Source organism: Campylobacter sp. P0109 (assembly GCF_002138755.1).
Taxonomy (GTDB): Bacteria; Campylobacterota; Campylobacteria; order Campylobacterales; family Campylobacteraceae; genus Campylobacter; species Campylobacter devanensis.
The window spans coordinates 152,144-168,706 of record NZ_MJKK01000001.1; the positions used below are offsets into that span (position 1 = coordinate 152,144).

Annotated in this window: 17 protein-coding genes and 1 pseudogene; 15 read left to right on the forward strand and 3 right to left on the reverse strand. The window is 33.3% G+C overall.

The genetic code is table 11. The features are described from left to right. Positions 1–10 precede the first annotated feature (10 nt). The 3 genes and pseudogenes from CIGNP109_RS00790 to CIGNP109_RS08830 form a co-directional block, all read right to left on the reverse strand. On the reverse strand, positions 11–781 hold the full coding sequence (locus CIGNP109_RS00790; RefSeq protein WP_086227833.1) for a hypothetical protein: 771 nt from the start codon (positions 779–781) through the stop codon (positions 11–13). A gap of 3 nt (positions 782–784) precedes the next feature. After that, the gene (locus CIGNP109_RS00795; protein ID WP_180379994.1) at positions 785–2,338 is read right to left on the reverse strand and encodes a dynamin family protein; all 1,554 of its coding nucleotides are present in this window, start codon (positions 2,336–2,338) and stop codon (positions 785–787) included. A gap of 344 nt (positions 2,339–2,682) precedes the next feature. Next, positions 2,683–2,793, reverse strand: a pseudogene (locus CIGNP109_RS08830) (hypothetical protein); the annotation flags it as partial. Between the two features lie 393 nt (positions 2,794–3,186). Between CIGNP109_RS08830 and CIGNP109_RS00805 the strand changes: the two are divergent. From CIGNP109_RS00805 to putP, 15 genes are all read left to right on the forward strand, one after another. After that, complete coding sequence (locus CIGNP109_RS00805; protein WP_086224178.1) at positions 3,187–4,044, forward strand: NAD(+) kinase; 858 nt, start codon at positions 3,187–3,189, stop codon at positions 4,042–4,044. Beyond that, the gene (locus tag CIGNP109_RS00810; RefSeq protein ID WP_086227836.1) at positions 4,041–5,561 is read left to right on the forward strand and encodes an AAA family ATPase; all 1,521 of its coding nucleotides are present in this window, start codon (positions 4,041–4,043) and stop codon (positions 5,559–5,561) included. Before CIGNP109_RS00805 ends, CIGNP109_RS00810 begins: the two co-directional genes overlap by 4 nt. A gap of 64 nt (positions 5,562–5,625) precedes the next feature. After that, entirely contained in the window at positions 5,626–6,849 is a 1,224-nt protein-coding gene (locus CIGNP109_RS00815; RefSeq protein WP_086227837.1) for a GGDEF domain-containing response regulator, read from the forward strand. Next, positions 6,846–7,607 carry a TatD family hydrolase gene (locus tag CIGNP109_RS00820; protein ID WP_086227838.1) on the forward strand — a complete coding sequence of 254 codons (762 nt, stop codon included), beginning with the start codon at positions 6,846–6,848 and terminating at the stop codon, positions 7,605–7,607. Before CIGNP109_RS00815 ends, CIGNP109_RS00820 begins: the two co-directional genes overlap by 4 nt. A gap of 8 nt (positions 7,608–7,615) precedes the next feature. Beyond that, entirely contained in the window at positions 7,616–8,812 is a 1,197-nt protein-coding gene (locus tag CIGNP109_RS00825; protein ID WP_086227839.1) for a lytic transglycosylase domain-containing protein, read from the forward strand. After that, positions 8,796–9,623: a septal ring lytic transglycosylase RlpA family protein gene (locus tag CIGNP109_RS00830; RefSeq protein WP_439097829.1), complete on the forward strand. Its 828-nt coding sequence runs from the start codon at positions 8,796–8,798 to the stop codon at positions 9,621–9,623. Before CIGNP109_RS00825 ends, CIGNP109_RS00830 begins: the two co-directional genes overlap by 17 nt. 8 nt (positions 9,624–9,631) lie before the next feature. Next, positions 9,632–10,204, forward strand: a complete 573-nt coding sequence (gene hisB, locus CIGNP109_RS00835) for an imidazoleglycerol-phosphate dehydratase HisB (protein ID WP_086224186.1) — start codon at positions 9,632–9,634, stop codon at positions 10,202–10,204. Beyond that, on the forward strand, positions 10,201–10,689 hold the full coding sequence (locus CIGNP109_RS00840; RefSeq protein ID WP_086227840.1) for a KdsC family phosphatase: 489 nt from the start codon (positions 10,201–10,203) through the stop codon (positions 10,687–10,689). The genes hisB and CIGNP109_RS00840 overlap by 4 nt, the downstream gene beginning before the upstream one ends. Beyond that, entirely contained in the window at positions 10,680–11,195 is a 516-nt protein-coding gene (locus tag CIGNP109_RS00845) for a hypothetical protein (RefSeq protein WP_086224189.1), read from the forward strand. The genes CIGNP109_RS00840 and CIGNP109_RS00845 overlap by 10 nt, the downstream gene beginning before the upstream one ends. Next, the gene (locus CIGNP109_RS00850; protein WP_236844743.1) at positions 11,180–11,653 is read left to right on the forward strand and encodes an LptA/OstA family protein; all 474 of its coding nucleotides are present in this window, start codon (positions 11,180–11,182) and stop codon (positions 11,651–11,653) included. The genes CIGNP109_RS00845 and CIGNP109_RS00850 overlap by 16 nt, the downstream gene beginning before the upstream one ends. Then, the gene (gene yihA / locus CIGNP109_RS00855) at positions 11,650–12,246 is read left to right on the forward strand and encodes a ribosome biogenesis GTP-binding protein YihA/YsxC (protein WP_086227841.1); all 597 of its coding nucleotides are present in this window, start codon (positions 11,650–11,652) and stop codon (positions 12,244–12,246) included. The genes CIGNP109_RS00850 and yihA overlap by 4 nt, the downstream gene beginning before the upstream one ends. Then, positions 12,243–12,701: an N-acetyltransferase gene (locus CIGNP109_RS00860; RefSeq protein ID WP_086224192.1), complete on the forward strand. Its 459-nt coding sequence runs from the start codon at positions 12,243–12,245 to the stop codon at positions 12,699–12,701. Before yihA ends, CIGNP109_RS00860 begins: the two co-directional genes overlap by 4 nt. Next, on the forward strand, positions 12,650–13,156 hold the full coding sequence (locus CIGNP109_RS00865) for a hypothetical protein (protein WP_086227842.1): 507 nt from the start codon (positions 12,650–12,652) through the stop codon (positions 13,154–13,156). Before CIGNP109_RS00860 ends, CIGNP109_RS00865 begins: the two co-directional genes overlap by 52 nt. Beyond that, complete coding sequence (mrdA, locus tag CIGNP109_RS00870; RefSeq protein WP_086227843.1) at positions 13,153–14,964, forward strand: penicillin-binding protein 2; 1,812 nt, start codon at positions 13,153–13,155, stop codon at positions 14,962–14,964. Before CIGNP109_RS00865 ends, mrdA begins: the two co-directional genes overlap by 4 nt. 9 nt (positions 14,965–14,973) lie before the next feature. Next, entirely contained in the window at positions 14,974–16,485 is a 1,512-nt protein-coding gene (gene putP, locus CIGNP109_RS00875) for a sodium/proline symporter PutP (RefSeq protein ID WP_086226438.1), read from the forward strand. Positions 16,486–16,563 lie beyond the last annotated feature (78 nt).

The window sequence follows — 16,563 nt, forward strand, 5'->3', positions numbered from 1 at the left end:
TATTTTCCTTTTATAGTGTTTTTAGTTTTTCTAGCATCATATTGCTAACACAGATTTGTTGTGCTATGCCCGCTTGTGTTTCTTGTCTTTTTAGCACATCATCATTTGATTTTAGAATTTCTAAAGTTTCTATTTTTTGCTTAGTCATTATTTCTATTTGCTCAAATTTATTATCAAGCGTTTCAGAAATATTACTATGAGCATTATCTAAACCATTTTTTAGATTAGTTTGTAGCTTAGTAAGTGCTTTTAGAAGATTTTTATTTATGAAAGCTTTCATGAGGTTTTTCTTCTTTTTACCCTTATCCATTTCTAGGATTTCAAGGCAATCATCATTATCTATGCTTATGCTTGGCATGATTTCTGATTCTATACTGCCTTTTATATCGCTTATAAGCCTTCTGCTCTCAGACCTTAAAAGATCAGCATTTATAGATAATTGTCTACCACCTATTTTCATTTGATTTAGCTCATAAAGCCCACTAGCTAGATTGTCAAAAGCACTTTGACAAATTTCAGTTATTTCGCCTTCGATTTCTCTGCTTTGCTTAGAAGCTTTCTTTTTAAACTTACCTAGCTCATCATTGATATCTACTGTTTCTTCTACATGGGCTTCCTCTTTTTTATATGAGCCTTTTTCGCTTACGCTCTGGGCTACTTCGTCGCCAAAACCAAGTAATTTTTTACCTTCATTATATATGGTTTTACCAACTTCAACAACACCTTCAACAACTGTTTTGCCTATATCCAATAATGCACCACAAAAGTCCCAAAATCCCATAGCCTACTCCTTAATAGAGTTTATAACACCGTCAATAGCGTCATTTATTTCTTTGACAGCGTTATTTACTTGCCCTTGAAATTCATCTATTTTCGCTTTTAGCTCTTGTCTTGTTTGTTCTAGTTTTCCTAGGGCTTTTTCTTCTTCTTTTATTTTGCTTATTATCTCATCTACGCTACCTTGACCCTTTTGATAAGTATCTTTGGCATCTTTGTTTAAATCCTGAAAATATTTTTTCACTTCAGTAAAAAGACCTTGGAATTTCAACTTAGCATCGTTTATTATTTCTTGCTTTGCAGTAGCTGTAAATTTCTCTATGCTTTTATACACGCCATCTACATTAGCAAATTTATAGATTTCATCAAATTTTTCATCTATAGCATGAGTATCAAATAGCTCATAACAAATCTTTTCTAAAACTTTGATTTGCGGTCTACTCAACTCTTCCCCACGCTTTTTCATATCACATAGTAGCGATACATACGCAGCTACACCGATGATGTTTGATTCACCTTGTTTGCGTGTGAATTTTGTAGTATCTACTTCTTCTTTTGATACTATATTTTTCTTCCAGTCATTTTTTAGCTCCTCCCATGCTTTTAGTGGTTCGTTTCTTATATCTAGCTGCGTGCCTATCAAAAATACTTTTTCTGGGCGACCACCAGTGTTATCAAATGCTTGATAAATAGTAGTTAGCTCTGAGTTGTGTATAGGATCTACTTTTATACACATCAAAACTACATTTGCTCTACTTATATACTCTCTTGTTACATTCGAGCGAAAATCCACCGCATCATCTAGCCCTGGAGTATCTACAAAAACTAGATTTTTAAATGGAAACCCGCTAAAACTAACCTCTGCTTCTTTTACAAAATAATGCACAGCATCAGTTGAACCTGTATATTTTTTAAGATTTTCTTTTGAGAGATCTTCAATTATAGGCTCTTTGCCTACATATTTTGATATTTGTCCCTCAGCCCCAAGTTCAGCAAATTCATTTAAAAAAGCACCTGATTTTTGCTTATTTTTGTTCGCACTTTGCCATAGCTCATCCCACTCATCTTTACTGTAAAAAGTGATTTTTAGACTATTTACTTCGCCATATTTAAACTTTGTAAGCACACTAGTCTCTGGCGTAACTGACGATGAGGCGTATTCGTGTTTTAGCATAGCATTTATTAGAGTAGATTTGCCAGCTTTTACTGTGCCTACGAACGCTACTTCAAAGTTAGAATCTTGTTTTAGATAATTAGCTGTTTTTTTGATAAAATTATCTATTTGCTTATTTTCGCTATCAAAGCTCTCTTTATACGCTAGCAAAAAGCTATGTAGTTTATTTGCCTTTTCATAAACTTCGTTTAATTCTGGTATAGGGCTATGATATTTTTTTCTATCTACCTCAAAGCTATCTACAAGTACCTTTATTTTTTTAGAGTATTCGCCTAAAATGTCTTTGTTTTGAAAATCAGCGTCATTTAATACGCCACCGCAATACTCACAAAAAACAGCTGTTGCATTTTTGCAGCTAGCTTTACATTTTGGACAAATTTTTGCCATTTTTTTCTCCTTATTAGTATTTTTTATGTTATTTACAAAAAACGCCATATTCTACTATCACCCCCCCCCATAAAAGTCAATAAATTTTTTAACTAAATGTAAAATTTAAGTTAATTTTTATTTTAAAGTAACAAATTCTAGAATTCTCTAGAATTCCCTAGGGAATTCTAAAATCTTAGCACCTTATCTATCCAGCTCATTTTGATTGGCGGCATTACTGAGCCGCACTTTGGGCAGCTGCGAAGCAAGTCAGTGCAGCCCGCTAGCTGTATTTTTCTCATGCCATATTTTAGACATTTGTATTTTTGAGAATGCGGAACGAAACCCATTTTTCTCCTTTTTTTAAATATCAGCGCATCAAGTAAAAATCCAAATTTCTCTCTTTGTTCGTTTTCATCTATTTTAAGAAGTTTAAAGACCTTTTGTTGGATATCATTTTTGTGAATTTGTAAGTTCATATCTCTCAAAAAAGAATCTAGATAAGTTATCTGATAGCATAATAAAACCTTAATTTAGATAGTTGCACTAAATATTTATTAAAATAAAGAAAATTATCTCTTTTTATGCCTTTAAATTTGCTTAATATATGCTCGAAATATACCTAAAAGTTTTAATGCTGTTTTAATGTTGTAAGTTTATTTTTACTTTTTGATTTGTTTGTTGTGTTTTTCTCTATAATGAGTTAAAGCTGATACTTTGTAGTCTAGCAAGCTTTAAAGTGGAGTAATGCAAGAAAATCTCAACTCTAAAACTCAGAAGCACTCGCTTTGATAAGTAGATATAATTTATATTTTGAGATACTTTATATTATATTTTTTTGTGTAGAATTTGGCTTTTAGGGGAGAGTTATGTCTAAAATTCATAAAAATTTAAATACTATAGCAATTACAACTAGAGATCCAATAGAGCAAAAAGATGCGTTATTAAAGATTATAAAGATTATAAAAAGTCGCTCAATTGATGTGATATTTGAGTCTCATGTGGCTAGTAGTCTTGGCATGCAAGGATATGAGTTTGATGAGCTAACTAAAAGAGCTAGAGTTATTATCTCTTTAGGTGGTGATGGTAATTTTATAGCTACTTGTAGGAGAGCAGCACAAAGCGAGGCTTATATATATGGGGTTCATACTGGGCATTTGGGATTTTTGACTGATTCTACCTTGGATGGATTTGGTGGATTTTTAGATCAATTTTTGGCTGGAATTTATGATATTGAACGCCCATATATGCTTAGGGCAAATTTCAATAAAAATGGCAAAATAACTACAAAATTAGCCTTTAATGATATTGTTTTAATGCGTAAAAAGATCGATACCACTTCGCATATTGATGCGTTTTTAAATTCAAAGCATTTTAATTCATATTTTGGTGATGGAGTGATAATTAGCTCTGCGATGGGTTCAACTGCGTATAATATGAGTGCTGGAGGGCCTATTATCCATCCTTTGTGTGATGCTTATAGCGTTACGCCGATATGCTCTCATAGCCTTACTCAAAGGCCGCTTGTCTTGCCTAGGGAGTTTAGGCTGGAGTTTAGAAGTAATGATGATGTAGTGGTGCTAATAGATGGGCAAGATAGATTTGATTTGATTGAATTTGATAGTGTAGATATTAGCGTTAGTGATATTAGAGTTAATCTACTTAGACATCAAGGAAGGGATTACTTTGGTGTGTTAAAAGAGAAATTAAGATGGGGGCACCAGTGATAGAGAGAATTTATCTTAAAGATTATTTAAGTTTTAATGAATTAGAGCTTAAATTTGGCTCTGGGCTTAGTGTATTTACTGGTGTGAGTGGTGCTGGAAAGAGCGTTTTGATGGGGGCGATATTAAGCGTTTTTGGCTACAAAGATAGTGATGCTAGGCTTATTGAAGCCGATGTGGAGTGTAGGCTTGGGCTTGATGAGTTTGGGATTGAAGAAGAGAGCATAAACTGCTTTAAACTCTTAAAAGATAAGAGTACAAGATATTTTATAAACAATCAATCAATATCTAAAAAAAATTTAAATTTAGTTGCTAGTCGCCATTTAAAATATCTAAGCGCTAAAGAGATTAGCGAGTTTGAAAATGCTAGATTGCTTAATCTTTTAGATATTTTAGCTAGTAAAAAATCTAAAAATTATAATCAGAATTTAATCAAATTTAAAGAGAAATTTGGTGAATTTTTGAGCATTAAAAAAGAGCTTGATAAGATCAATGAAGAGGAAAAAAAGATCGATGAGCTTAGAGATTTTGCTAAATTTGAGATAGAAAAGATAGAGCAAGTAAGCCCAAAAGTTGGCGAATTTGAAGAGTTAAATTCGATCAAAAAACGCCTTAGTAAAAAAGATAAAATAGAAGAGGCTTGGAATAAAGCTGAAGCGATATTTGCCTATGAGAAGGCAGTAATGGATGCTTTGCATATTAGCGAGATTGATGGTGGATTTTTTAGCGATGCTTTAAATGAGCTTAAAATTGCTAGAAGTAGCGTGGATTTTGATGAGTTTGAAGGATTGGACATTGAGGAGATTTTAGATCGCATAGAGAGTCTAAATGCTCTAATAAAACGATATGGAAGTATAGAAGAGTGTCTAGAGATATTAAAAAGAAGAAAGAGTGAATTAGCTCATTATGAAAATATAGAGTTTCAAAAATCTGATTTAGTATCTAAATTTACAAAATTATCAAATGAGCTTAAAAGCTCTTCAGAAGCTATAACAAAAGAGCGTTTTAAAGCTATAAAAGAGTTAGAAACTATGATAAATAGCTATTTAAAAGATCTATATATGGATAGGGTTGATATATGTTTAAATAGTAAAAATTTAGATATAAATGGTGCTGATTTAGTAGATATAAATTTAAATAGTTCAAATTTAAAAACTCTAAGTAGTGGAGAGATAAATCGTTTAAGATTAGCTTTTATCGCTAGTGAAGCTAAGATTAGCGGTCTTGGCGGTGGAGTGTTAATTCTTGATGAAATAGACGCTAATCTAAGTGGCAAAGAGGCTATGAGTATAGCAAATGTATTGATAGAACTATCAAGCTTATATCAAATTTTTGCTATTTCACATCAGCCTCAACTTAGCTCAAAAGCCCATCATCACTTTTTAGTACAAAAAGATATAAAAGGCTCTACTGCAAAAGAGTTAAATATGGATGAAAGAGTAATGGAGTTATCGCGTATGATAAGTGGTGAAAGTATAACGCAAGAGGCGACTGAATTTGCTAAGAAGTTATTGCTTTAATGAGTGTTAAAGTCTAATTTGAGTATAATCAAGGCTTTGAATATTAAATTAAGATGGGGTTATCATGCGTGAGAGAGTCCTTATAGTCGAGGATAATAAAGCCTTAGCTAAGCTAATAGCTAAAAAGATGAACGCACATGTTGATATGGATATCGTAGTAACACATAGTTACGCAGAGGCGATTGAGGCTATTGAGGAAAATGATGACTTTTTTATTGCTTTACTTGATATTAATTTACCTGATGCACCAGATGGTGAAGTGGTTGATTATGTACTATCTAAAAATATCTTAGCTATTATTTTAACTGGTAGTGTAGATGAGAATTTAAAAAAGCTCTTTATGCAAAAAAATATTGTTGATTATGTAGTAAAAGATAATCTTGATGCGATTAATTATATCTTCGAAACAATTAATAGACTATGTAGAAATCGTAGTTATAAGGTTATGATAGTCGAGCCGTCTATGAGCGTGAGAAATCAGCTAAAAGAGATTTTAAATTCGCAACTTTATAAAGTTTTTACTGCAGCACATGGCGAGGAGGCGTTAAATTATTTAGAGGATAATCCAGATATTAAACTAATTTTAACAGCCTATAATATGCCAGTTATCAATGGATTTGACTTAATGCGTCAAATTCGCCAAACAAAGGATAAAAATCATCTAGGCTTAATCGTAGTAGCAGCTAGCGATAATGATGTGGCGGCAAAATTTCTAAAAAATGGTGCAAATGATTTTATCTCTGTGCCTTTTAGTAAAGAGGAGATTATATATAGAGTAGATAGCAATCTAAAAGCTATGCAAGATGAGATTAATATCGAACTATATAAAAAATATGACCCATTAACAAAGTTATTTAATAGGCGTTATTTTTTTAATTATGTAAAAAATTTAGCAGAGCGAAAAGCAGAATTTAGCATCGCAATTATTGATATTGATGGATTAAGAGATATAAATGCTAAATTTGGCTTTGATCTATGCGATAGAGTTATAGCGCATGTGGCATCTATGCTTAGAAATGAGCTAAAGGGAATGATTGTAGCACGCCTTAGCGGTGGTGAATTTGGTGTGATTTTAGATAAAGTTAGCTTTGATGAGAGTGTAAGAATTATGGCGCAAATTAGATCAAAGGTTGCAAATTTAGTAGTCGCCTCAGCTATTCGCCCAACTATTTCAGTAGGAGTTTGTCTTTTTGATAATTCGCTCAAAATTGATCAAGCAATAAATATAGGATATAAAGCTTTAACAAAAGCAAAATTAAATGGTAAAAATAGGGTAGAAATTTTATGATTATAGATACACATTGTCATCTAGATGATGCTAGATTTGATGATATTAGTAGCGTAATAAAAAGTGCATTTGATAGCGGAGTGCAAAAGATTATAATTCCAGGAGCAGATATAAATGATCTGCCAAAAGCGTTAGAAATAGCAAATTCAAATGAAAATATATACTTTGCTGCTGGAGTACATCCATATGAAATCGATGGGCATGATATAGATATTTTGCGTAAATTCGCTAAAGAGTCAAAATGTATAGCTATAGGCGAGTGTGGACTAGACTATTTTAGACTACCAACAACAGATATAGATAGTTATAAAGCCAAACAAAAAGAGGCTTTTATCAGTCAAATCGAATTAGCCGTGGAGATTGGTTTGCCGCTTATTGTGCATATTAGAGATGCAAACGAGGATAGTCTAAAAATTTTAAAAGAGTACGAAAGTAGGCTAGTTGGCGGAGTTTTGCATTGTTTTAATGCTAGTCCTATCTTGCTTGAATTAAGCAGTAAATTTTATTATGGAATAGGTGGCGTTTTAACTTTTAAAAATGGAAAAAAATTAGTTGAAATTTTACCTAAGATTCCACTTGATAGACTTGTGCTTGAAACTGACGCTCCATATCTTACTCCTGAACCTCACAGGGGTAAGAGAAATGAGCCAGCATTTACGACATATGTAGCTGATAAAATGGCTGATATTTTAGGACTTAGCAGGAGCGATGTTGAGAGTATTACAACGCAAAATGCAAATAGATTATTTGGAATTTAAGGAGAGAGATGAGAATATTTGCCATAGTTTTATTTATACTTTTAAGCTGTAGTTGCTCATTTGGGTTTATGGTTTCAGATGATAATTTTCAAAAAGAAATTAGGGTATTAAAAGAGCTTGATATTGACCCAAAATATATAAACGATGAGCATTTTTTACTACTTAAAAATGTTCGAATGGATATGACAAAGAAAGAATTTATAAATACAATAACTAAAGAGTATAAGCATGCTGCTATAATAAAAGATGTCTTAAAAGAGCGAAATGCTCCAAATTTTTTATTATATTTAGCTATTGTAGAATCTAAGTTATCAAATAGAGCAACCTCTGGAGCTAAAGCAGCTGGAATTTGGCAGTTTATCCCTAGTACTGCAAAGCTGCATAATTTAGAAGTTGATAAGTATGTAGATGAAAGACGAGATCCATTGCAAGCTACACATGCTGCTATTGATTATTTAGAAAGATTAAAAGATAGGTTTGGCAAGTGGTATCTAGCTATTTTAGCTTACAATGCAGGAGAAGGAAAATTAAGCAAAGCTATAAAATTAGCTGGAAGTGATGATATAATGGTGCTTTTAAACCCAAAGAAAAAGTACCTTTCGTTAGAAAGCAGAGATTATCTACGTAAAATTATAATGATGGCATATGTGGCAAATGATAGTGATTTTCTAATCTCAAAAGATAGTTCAATGCTAAATTCAGCTACATATATAGGTATTAAAAGAGTTGAAATTCCAGGTGGAACTAGCTTAAGAGATGTGGCTGTATCTATCGGATTTAGTTTAGAAAATCTTAGCAAATATAATACTCATTTAAGATACAGCTTTACTCCGCCAAATAGGGAGACTTATTATATTTATATCCCAACAATTAAAAAAGAGGAGTTTGCCGCTAATTATAAAGAGGGGTCAAAGAGTAAAATTTATAATACTAAAAAAGGTGATACTTTTGAAATTATTGCTAAAAAGTTAAATATTAAAGCAAGCGATATTAAAGAGTATAATAATGTAAGTAAGATAAAATCAAACTATAAACTTGCCGTCCCAGCAAATGCTAAAACAATCTATGAGTATCAGGTTAAAAAGGGTGATACACTTGGAATGATTTCGCGTAAATTTGGCGTAGAAGTAGATGAAATTATAAAGGCAAATAGCAAAACAAATATGAAATTAGCAATAGGAGAAAATCTTGTCATACCTCACTAAATTATCAGTCATAGTGCTAGCAGGTGCATTATTTAGCGGATGTTCTACAAAGAGTATCCCACACTACTCAGGTTCGGGGTATTCAGGTGGCTATTTAGGCTCAGGATATGGTTCAAACTACTCAGGTTCAGATTTTGAAACTATACAAAATGGTGGTGCTAGCAATCAAGAATCTACAATGAGACCATATACAATAAATGGTAAAACATATTACCCAACAGTAGTAGAAGTAGGTGATACAGCTACAGGTATTGCTAGCTGGTATGGACCAAATTTTCATGGCAAAAAAACAAGCAATGGCGAAACATATAATATGCATGCTCTAACTGCAGCTCATAAAACCTTGCCAATGAATACAATGGTTAAAGTTACAAGTTTAAAAAATGGCAAAACAACCACAGTAAGAATAAATGACAGAGGACCATTTGTAGCTGGTAGGGTTATTGATTTATCTAAAGCCGCAGCTTTAGAAATTGCTATGATTGCTGATGGAACAGTTCCAGTAAAGCTTGAAGTTATAGGATTTTACGGACAGGTTGAGACACCGGCTAATAAAACGGCTAAAACTCACACATATACAGGCGGTAATTTTATGGTGCAAATTGGTGCATTTAGACGCCTTGCTGGAGCAAATACCTATAAAACTCAATATAATAATACAAACGGAATTTATAAAACAACAGTTCGTGAGTATAGTTTAAATGGTGAGCCAATTTATAGGGTATTTTTAACAGGATTTAGAAGCGAAGCTGAAGCTCGTGATTTCATATCTAGTGGTCAGTTTAAAGGTGCGTTTATAGCTAGAGATTAGGAAATATAATGATAAAAAAACAAAGAAAAACAAAAGAGACTGATATTAGTTTAGAGCTTGAAATTTATGGAAGCGGTAATAGCGATATAGATACTGGTATTGGATTTTTTGATCATATGTTAACTGCATTTGCAAAGCACTCTTTAATGGATATTAAGCTTTATTGCAAAGGAGATTTACATATAGATGATCACCATAGCGTAGAAGATTGCGGTATCGTACTAGGTCAAGCTATTAAGGAAGCTCTATATCCGCTTGGTAGCGTGGAGAGATACGGCAATGCAGTTGTAGTTATGGATGAAGCTGCTGTGGAGTGTGCTTTGGATCTATCTAATAGACCTTTTTTGGTCTATGAATCGCAGATGAATCCAAAGATTGGAAACTTTGATAGCGAGCTTGTAGAGGAGTTTTTTAGAGCACTTGCAATGAATTCAAGCATTACCTTGCACATAATCAAGCAAAGAGGCACAAACTCTCACCATATAGCAGAAGCTACATTTAAGGCTTTTGCTGTGGCATTTCGTAGGGCTGTGGCTAAAAATGATAAGATAGGAATTCCAAGCACCAAAGGCGTATTATGATAGAGATAATATTTTTAGATGTTGATGGATGTATGAGTGATGGTGGTCTTTATAAGACTAATTTATCTGATGAATTTAAAAGATTTGATGTAAAAGATGGATTTGCCATACAACAGTGGAATCGTATGGGTAAAATTTCGGCCATAATTACAGGTAAAAGCTCTCAAATCGTAGCTGATAGAGCCAAAGAGCTAGAGGTTAAGTATTGTTTTCAAGGTGTAAGTGATAAACTTGCTAAGGCTAAAGAGATTTTAGAATTAGAAGGACTAAGCTTAGAAAATGCAGCTGCTATTGGTGATGATTTAAATGATATGAAATTGTTAAAAAATGTAGCTATTAGTTTTGCACCAAATGATGCTTTTGAAGCGCTTACTCCAGATATAAAATTAAGTAAAAATGGCGGTTATGGTGCAGTTAGAGAGATGATAGAAATTATCATTGATAGAGAAAATTTACGTGATGAGTGGATTGGGCGTTGGCTATAAAAATTTTTTATTTTGTTGTGGCTCTTTTTAGTATGAGCGTAGTGGCGTTAATGTTACAAAACCCATATGAAACTAGCCTGCAAAGTAACAGTATAAAGGTAGCAAATATGCAAGCAGATGGAGTAATAAGCTATGAGATAAATGCTACAAATACATATGCTAAATTTACATCTAAAAGTGTTATAGCCTATGATGATTATAATGAATTTATTCAGCCAAATGTTACCTTTATCCAAAAAGATAGACACAACATCACCTCAAATGAGGCTATTTATAAAGATAATAATATAACATTTTTTGGCGATGTGAGATATCTAAATTTAGATACCAATTTGCGCTACAACTCTAGTGAAATTCAGTATCTAATGATGGAAAAAACATTATTAAGCAGTGTCCCATTTGAATTATTGCAAAATAGCGATAAAATAGTAGGAAAAAGCGTGATATATGCACTTGATAGTAATCATATAGTTGCAAAAGGAGTTAAGGGTTGGTTTTACAAATAGTTAAATCTTTTATAGTTGTTGCATTCTTTTATGGTGTAGTAAGTGCAAATCAGGTCGAAGTAAGTGCTGATAGCTTCTATGCTGATGAGAAAGTAGGACTTGGAGAACTTGTAGGTAATGTATTAATTAAAAAAGGTAAAAGCGATACATTAACGGCAAATCGTGTTAAAATTTACTTTGATAAAAATCGAAAACCGCAAAAATATGAGGCAATAAGTGATGCCAAATTTAGTATCTTACTAGATGGTAAAAAGTATAATGGTAGTGGCGATTTACTAACCTATGAGCCAAAAGGGCAAATTTACACCTTAAAAGGTAGTGCATTTTTGCATGAAGTTGATAGCGATAAGAAAATTTTTGGTGATGAAATTATAGTAGATCAGTTAAAAGGTGTTTATAGTGTCAAAAGCAAGGATAAAAAGCCAGTTAAATTTATATTTCAGGTAGAGGATAAATGAGAATCGTAAGTGCTAAGTTTTTACTCTCAGCTCAAGGAGTTGATGATTCTCCTGAGTTTGGTATAAGCGAAGTGGCGTTTTTAGGGCGTAGTAATGTTGGTAAAAGCTCTATTATTAATGCACTAACTAATCACCATGGCTTGGCTAAATCTAGCTCTACACCAGGTAAAACTCAGCTAATTAACTATTTTGAGGTTATAGTCGATAATGGCGAGGATAAGGTTCCATTGATTTTTGTGGATTTACCTGGGTTTGGTTACGCTAAAGTTAGTAAAAGTATGCATAATGCATGGCAAAAAAATCTAGATAAATATTTGCGTGAACGCATTAGTATAAAGGCTTTTATCCATTTGATAGATTCTAGACATGCGGGGCTGCAAAAAGATGAAAATCTTGGTTTGTATCTAAATGAATTTGTCCGACCTGACCAGAATGTATTAAATATTTACACAAAATCAGATAAACTAAATCAGAGTCAAAAGTCAGCTATTTTAAAGATTGATCCAGCTGCGATTTTGGTCTCAAGTAGTAAAAAAACCGGTATAGATAAAGCGACAAAAGCGATATATAATGCAGTATTTGGTGTAAAATGATAGAGTATAAAAAAGCAAGATTAAAAGATATAGCTAGTATGCAGATTTTGGTTCGCCCTGAGATTGAAAATGGGGTGATTTTGCCTAGAAGTGATGATGAGATAGCTACTAATATTCGCTCATATACATTGGCTTTTGATGATGATAGGCTCATTGGATATAGCGCTCTTCATATTCACGCAGCAAATTTAGCTGAGGTTAGAAGCTTGATAGTTGATGGAGCCTATAGAGGCAAAGGCGTAGGTAGTGGACTAGTAAATGCCTTATTAGCTCAGGCTAGAGAGCTTGAGATTGCTCAAGTTTTTACTCTTACTTATAGAAGTGAATTTTTTAAAAACTTAGGGTTTGAAGAAATTTCTAAAGAGAAGCTTCCAGCGCAAAAAATTTGGGCCGATTGCATAAAATGCAAACACTTTCCAGTATGCAACGAAATAGCACTAATTCACAATCTCTAAGATTTAGCCTTTTTTGTATATCTGTTATAGGCTATGAGATATTTAGTTTAACATCGCTATTTTTACCATCTCTTATAGGGATATTTTTTGCTTATTTAATAATACTTAGTGATGAGATTGAGCGAACGCTTGGAGTAAAAGATAAAAGATGGTATCTAACTGTAGCCTTTTTATTTTTTGCTGAACAATTAAATGGATTTGAGTTTTGCTCGGTGCTTTTAGCATGGTTGTTATTTTACTATCTTCTTGATGATTGGCTAAAGACAAATATCAAATGGAGAAAGCTATTAATAACTATATATGTATTTTCAGGCTATATTCTTACTTTGGTTATGAGTAATATTGCACTTTATATACTTAATCAGCCTCGCCTTGAGCTAAGCTATGAGTATTTGCTATATGCTGCGATAGAATCACTAATAGCACTTGTAATATTTAGAGGGCGGGTGCTATGAGGCTAACTATTGTATATGGAATTATCGTTCTTGTATGGATTATTTTGCTTACTCGTATCTATTATTTAAGTATTAAATCAAATGAGTATTATGAGCAGATTGCCGAAAAAAATGCAATAAAAACTGAAGATATTGCTCCGGTTCGTGGTCAAATTTTAGATAAAAATGGCCAGCCTTTAGCAGTAAATAAATTAGGATTTGAGATCTCTATTAAGCCACATTTAAGACGAAATTTAAAAGTATTAGATGATGAGATAAACTTTATAATCTCAGTGTTTCCAGATTTAAACGCTACAAAGCTAAAAAGGGAGTATATAAAAAACGACTCTCCTTATTCACAAGATTTTGTAAATGTTGTAAATTTTTTAGATTATGATAGAGTTTTACCACATTTTGCTAGGCTAAATTTGCGTGAAAATACCTCGGTAAATCCAGTTTCTATCCGTCATTATCCATTAGGTGAGTTAGCTAGCCATGTTATTGGATATGTTGGTAGGGCAAATTTAAAAGATATAGAGGCAAATCCGCTTTCAAAACTGACGAACTATACAGGTCGTAGTGGAATTGAGCGCTATTATAATGAAATTTTACAAGGAGTAGAAGGTCAAAGAACTACCAAGGTTACTGCACTAAATAAGGTTGTAGAAGAGATTGGTTATATTAAGCCAAGCAGTACTGATATATCTTTAACTATTGATTTGGAATTACAAAAGTACTTATATCAAGCTTTTGATCGTCCAGCTGGTGCGGTAGTAGTTATGGATGGAATTGATGGATCTATTTTAGCGGCAGCAAGCCTGCCAGAGTATGATTTGAATCAATTTGTAACTGGTATTAGTCAAAGCGATTGGAATGAGATGATGAATAATCCGGATCATCCATTTACTAATAAATTAATAAATGCACTATATCCACCTGGAAGTGTTGTAAAGATGGCGATGGGTATGGCATTTTTTGAGAGTGGAAAATATGCGCCAACATCACGGATACTTTGTGATCCATATCTTGAGCTAGGTGATAGAAAATTTAGAAATTGGAAAAATTACGGCTCTGAGATGATGACTATAGTAGAGGCTTTGCGTGATAGCTGTGATACATATTTTTATCGTGGAGCATATAATGTAGGAATTGATATTATGGCGCCAGTTCTTAGACGCTATGGCTTTGGAGTTAAAACTGGAGTTGATTTGCCAAATGAGTATATAGGAATTGTTCCAGATGCTCAGTGGAAAAAGATGAGATTAAATCAGCCATGGTATCAAGGTGATACTATTAATACTAGTATAGGTCAAGGTAGCTTCTTAGCAACTCCTATGCAAGTAGCTAGAGATACGGCAATTTTTGCAATGGGGCATGATGTTACACCGCATTTTATTGGTAGTATAAATGGAGTGCCTCAAGAGTGGCATGCTAGAGATATTTTAAGCCAAAAAGAAAAATCAGCTCTAAAATATATAAGAGAAGGAATGCATGCAGTAGCTAATATTCCAGGTGGTACAGGATTTAGAGTATTAAGCCCATCAAAGGTTACCATAGCGGCTAAATCAGGTACTGCTCAAGTAGTAGGAATTAGTCAAGAAGATAAGGTGCGCATAAAAGAGGTTGATATGGAATATTATGAACGCTCACATGCATGGATGACAGGATATGCTCCATACGAGAATCCTAGATATATAGTAACTGTATTAGTAGAACATGGTGCAAGCGGTGGAGGTGCGGCTGGACCGATACTTGCTAGAATTTTTGACAAGCTTGCAGATATGGGTTATATAGATGAAAAATATTTAAAGAAAAAAAACAGTAAATAAGGAGAGAATTTGGATTTTACTACCTATTTAGCTATTGGGTTATATTTTGCGGTGCTTTTGGTGATTGGTCGCCTAGCTTATAATAAAAAGTCAAATTTAAATGAGTACTTGCTAGATAATCGCTCTTTAGGGCCATTTATGACCGCATTAAGTGCTGGTGCTAGCGATATGAGTGGTTGGATGCTTCTTGGATTGCCTGGAGCGTTATATCTAAGTGGAATTTGTAATGCATGGATTGCTATAGGACTTAGCATTGGTGCGTGGGCGAATTATAAGTATTTAGCCAGTAGGCTTAGGGTATATACTGAAATTTCTGGCGATAGCATTACTATTCCTGATTATTTAGAAAATAGATTTAAGGATAAAACAAAAGTCTTACGCATAATTTCAGGAATTTTTATTTTGGTATTCTACACACTTTATGTAAGTAGTGGTATCATCGCAGGAGGCAAGACATTTGAGAGCTTTTTTGGTTTAGATTTTGTTCTTGGTGCTGCAGTAACTCTATTTATAGTGGTATTTTATACATTTTTTGGCGGATTTAAGGCTGTGTGTCTAACTGATGCATTCCAAGGTATTTTAATGTTTTTAGTGTTGGTCTGTATCCCATTAGTAGCATATTTTAGTATTGATATTCCAGAAGGCTCAAGCTTTTTTGCGCTTTTAAATGAGTATAGTCACGCAGCAAATTATGACCATTTAAATATCTTTGCCGGACAGACATTTTTAGGTATTTTGGGGCTTTTGGCTTGGGGATTTGGTTATTTTGGTCAGCCGCATATTATTGTGCGGTTTATGGCTATTAGAGATGCTAAAGAGCTTAGCTCGGCTAGACGCATTGGAATTTCATGGATGGTTATTGGCTTAGTTGGTGCGATGGCTAGTGGGCTTATTGGTTTTGTATATTTTTCGCAAAATGGCAATCCTTTATCTGATCCAGAGACTGTATTTTTAAAGCTTGGTGACACTTTATTTCACCCATTTATTGTAGGTGTGATTATTTCAGCAGTTTTAGCAGCCATTATGAGTACTATATCATCTCAGCTTTTAGTTAGCGCTAGTTCTGTTACTAGGGATTTTATCTTTGCTTTTTATAAACACGATGTAAGCGATAGAACTCAGGTATTGACGGGGCGAATTTCGGTTATAATTGTAGCTGTGATTGCTACAATTATTGGATTTAATTCCAGCGATACAGTACTTGGAGTTGTGGGTAATGCATGGGCTGGATTTGGTGCGAGCTTCGGACCTGTTTTATTATTTAGTCTATATTCACGTCATATGAGTGCCTTATCTGCGCTTGCTGGAATTATAACCGGTGGTGTAACGGTACTTTTATGGATATTATTTGGTCTTTCAAGTATAGTTTATGAATTATTGCCTGCATTCTTGCTATCATCTCTTGTAATCTGGCTGGTAAATCGCTATAACAATATGTTAGAAAGAATGTCGCAAGAGCCAAATTCATCTGTTATTAATGATGAATTTAATAAAATGAGAGATAAACAAAGTCAGCTTTAAAGATAAATTTATCTAGTTTAATTTTAATTTTTAGAGTTGTTTTATATAGATTTAAGGAATTATTCTGTATAATTTCAA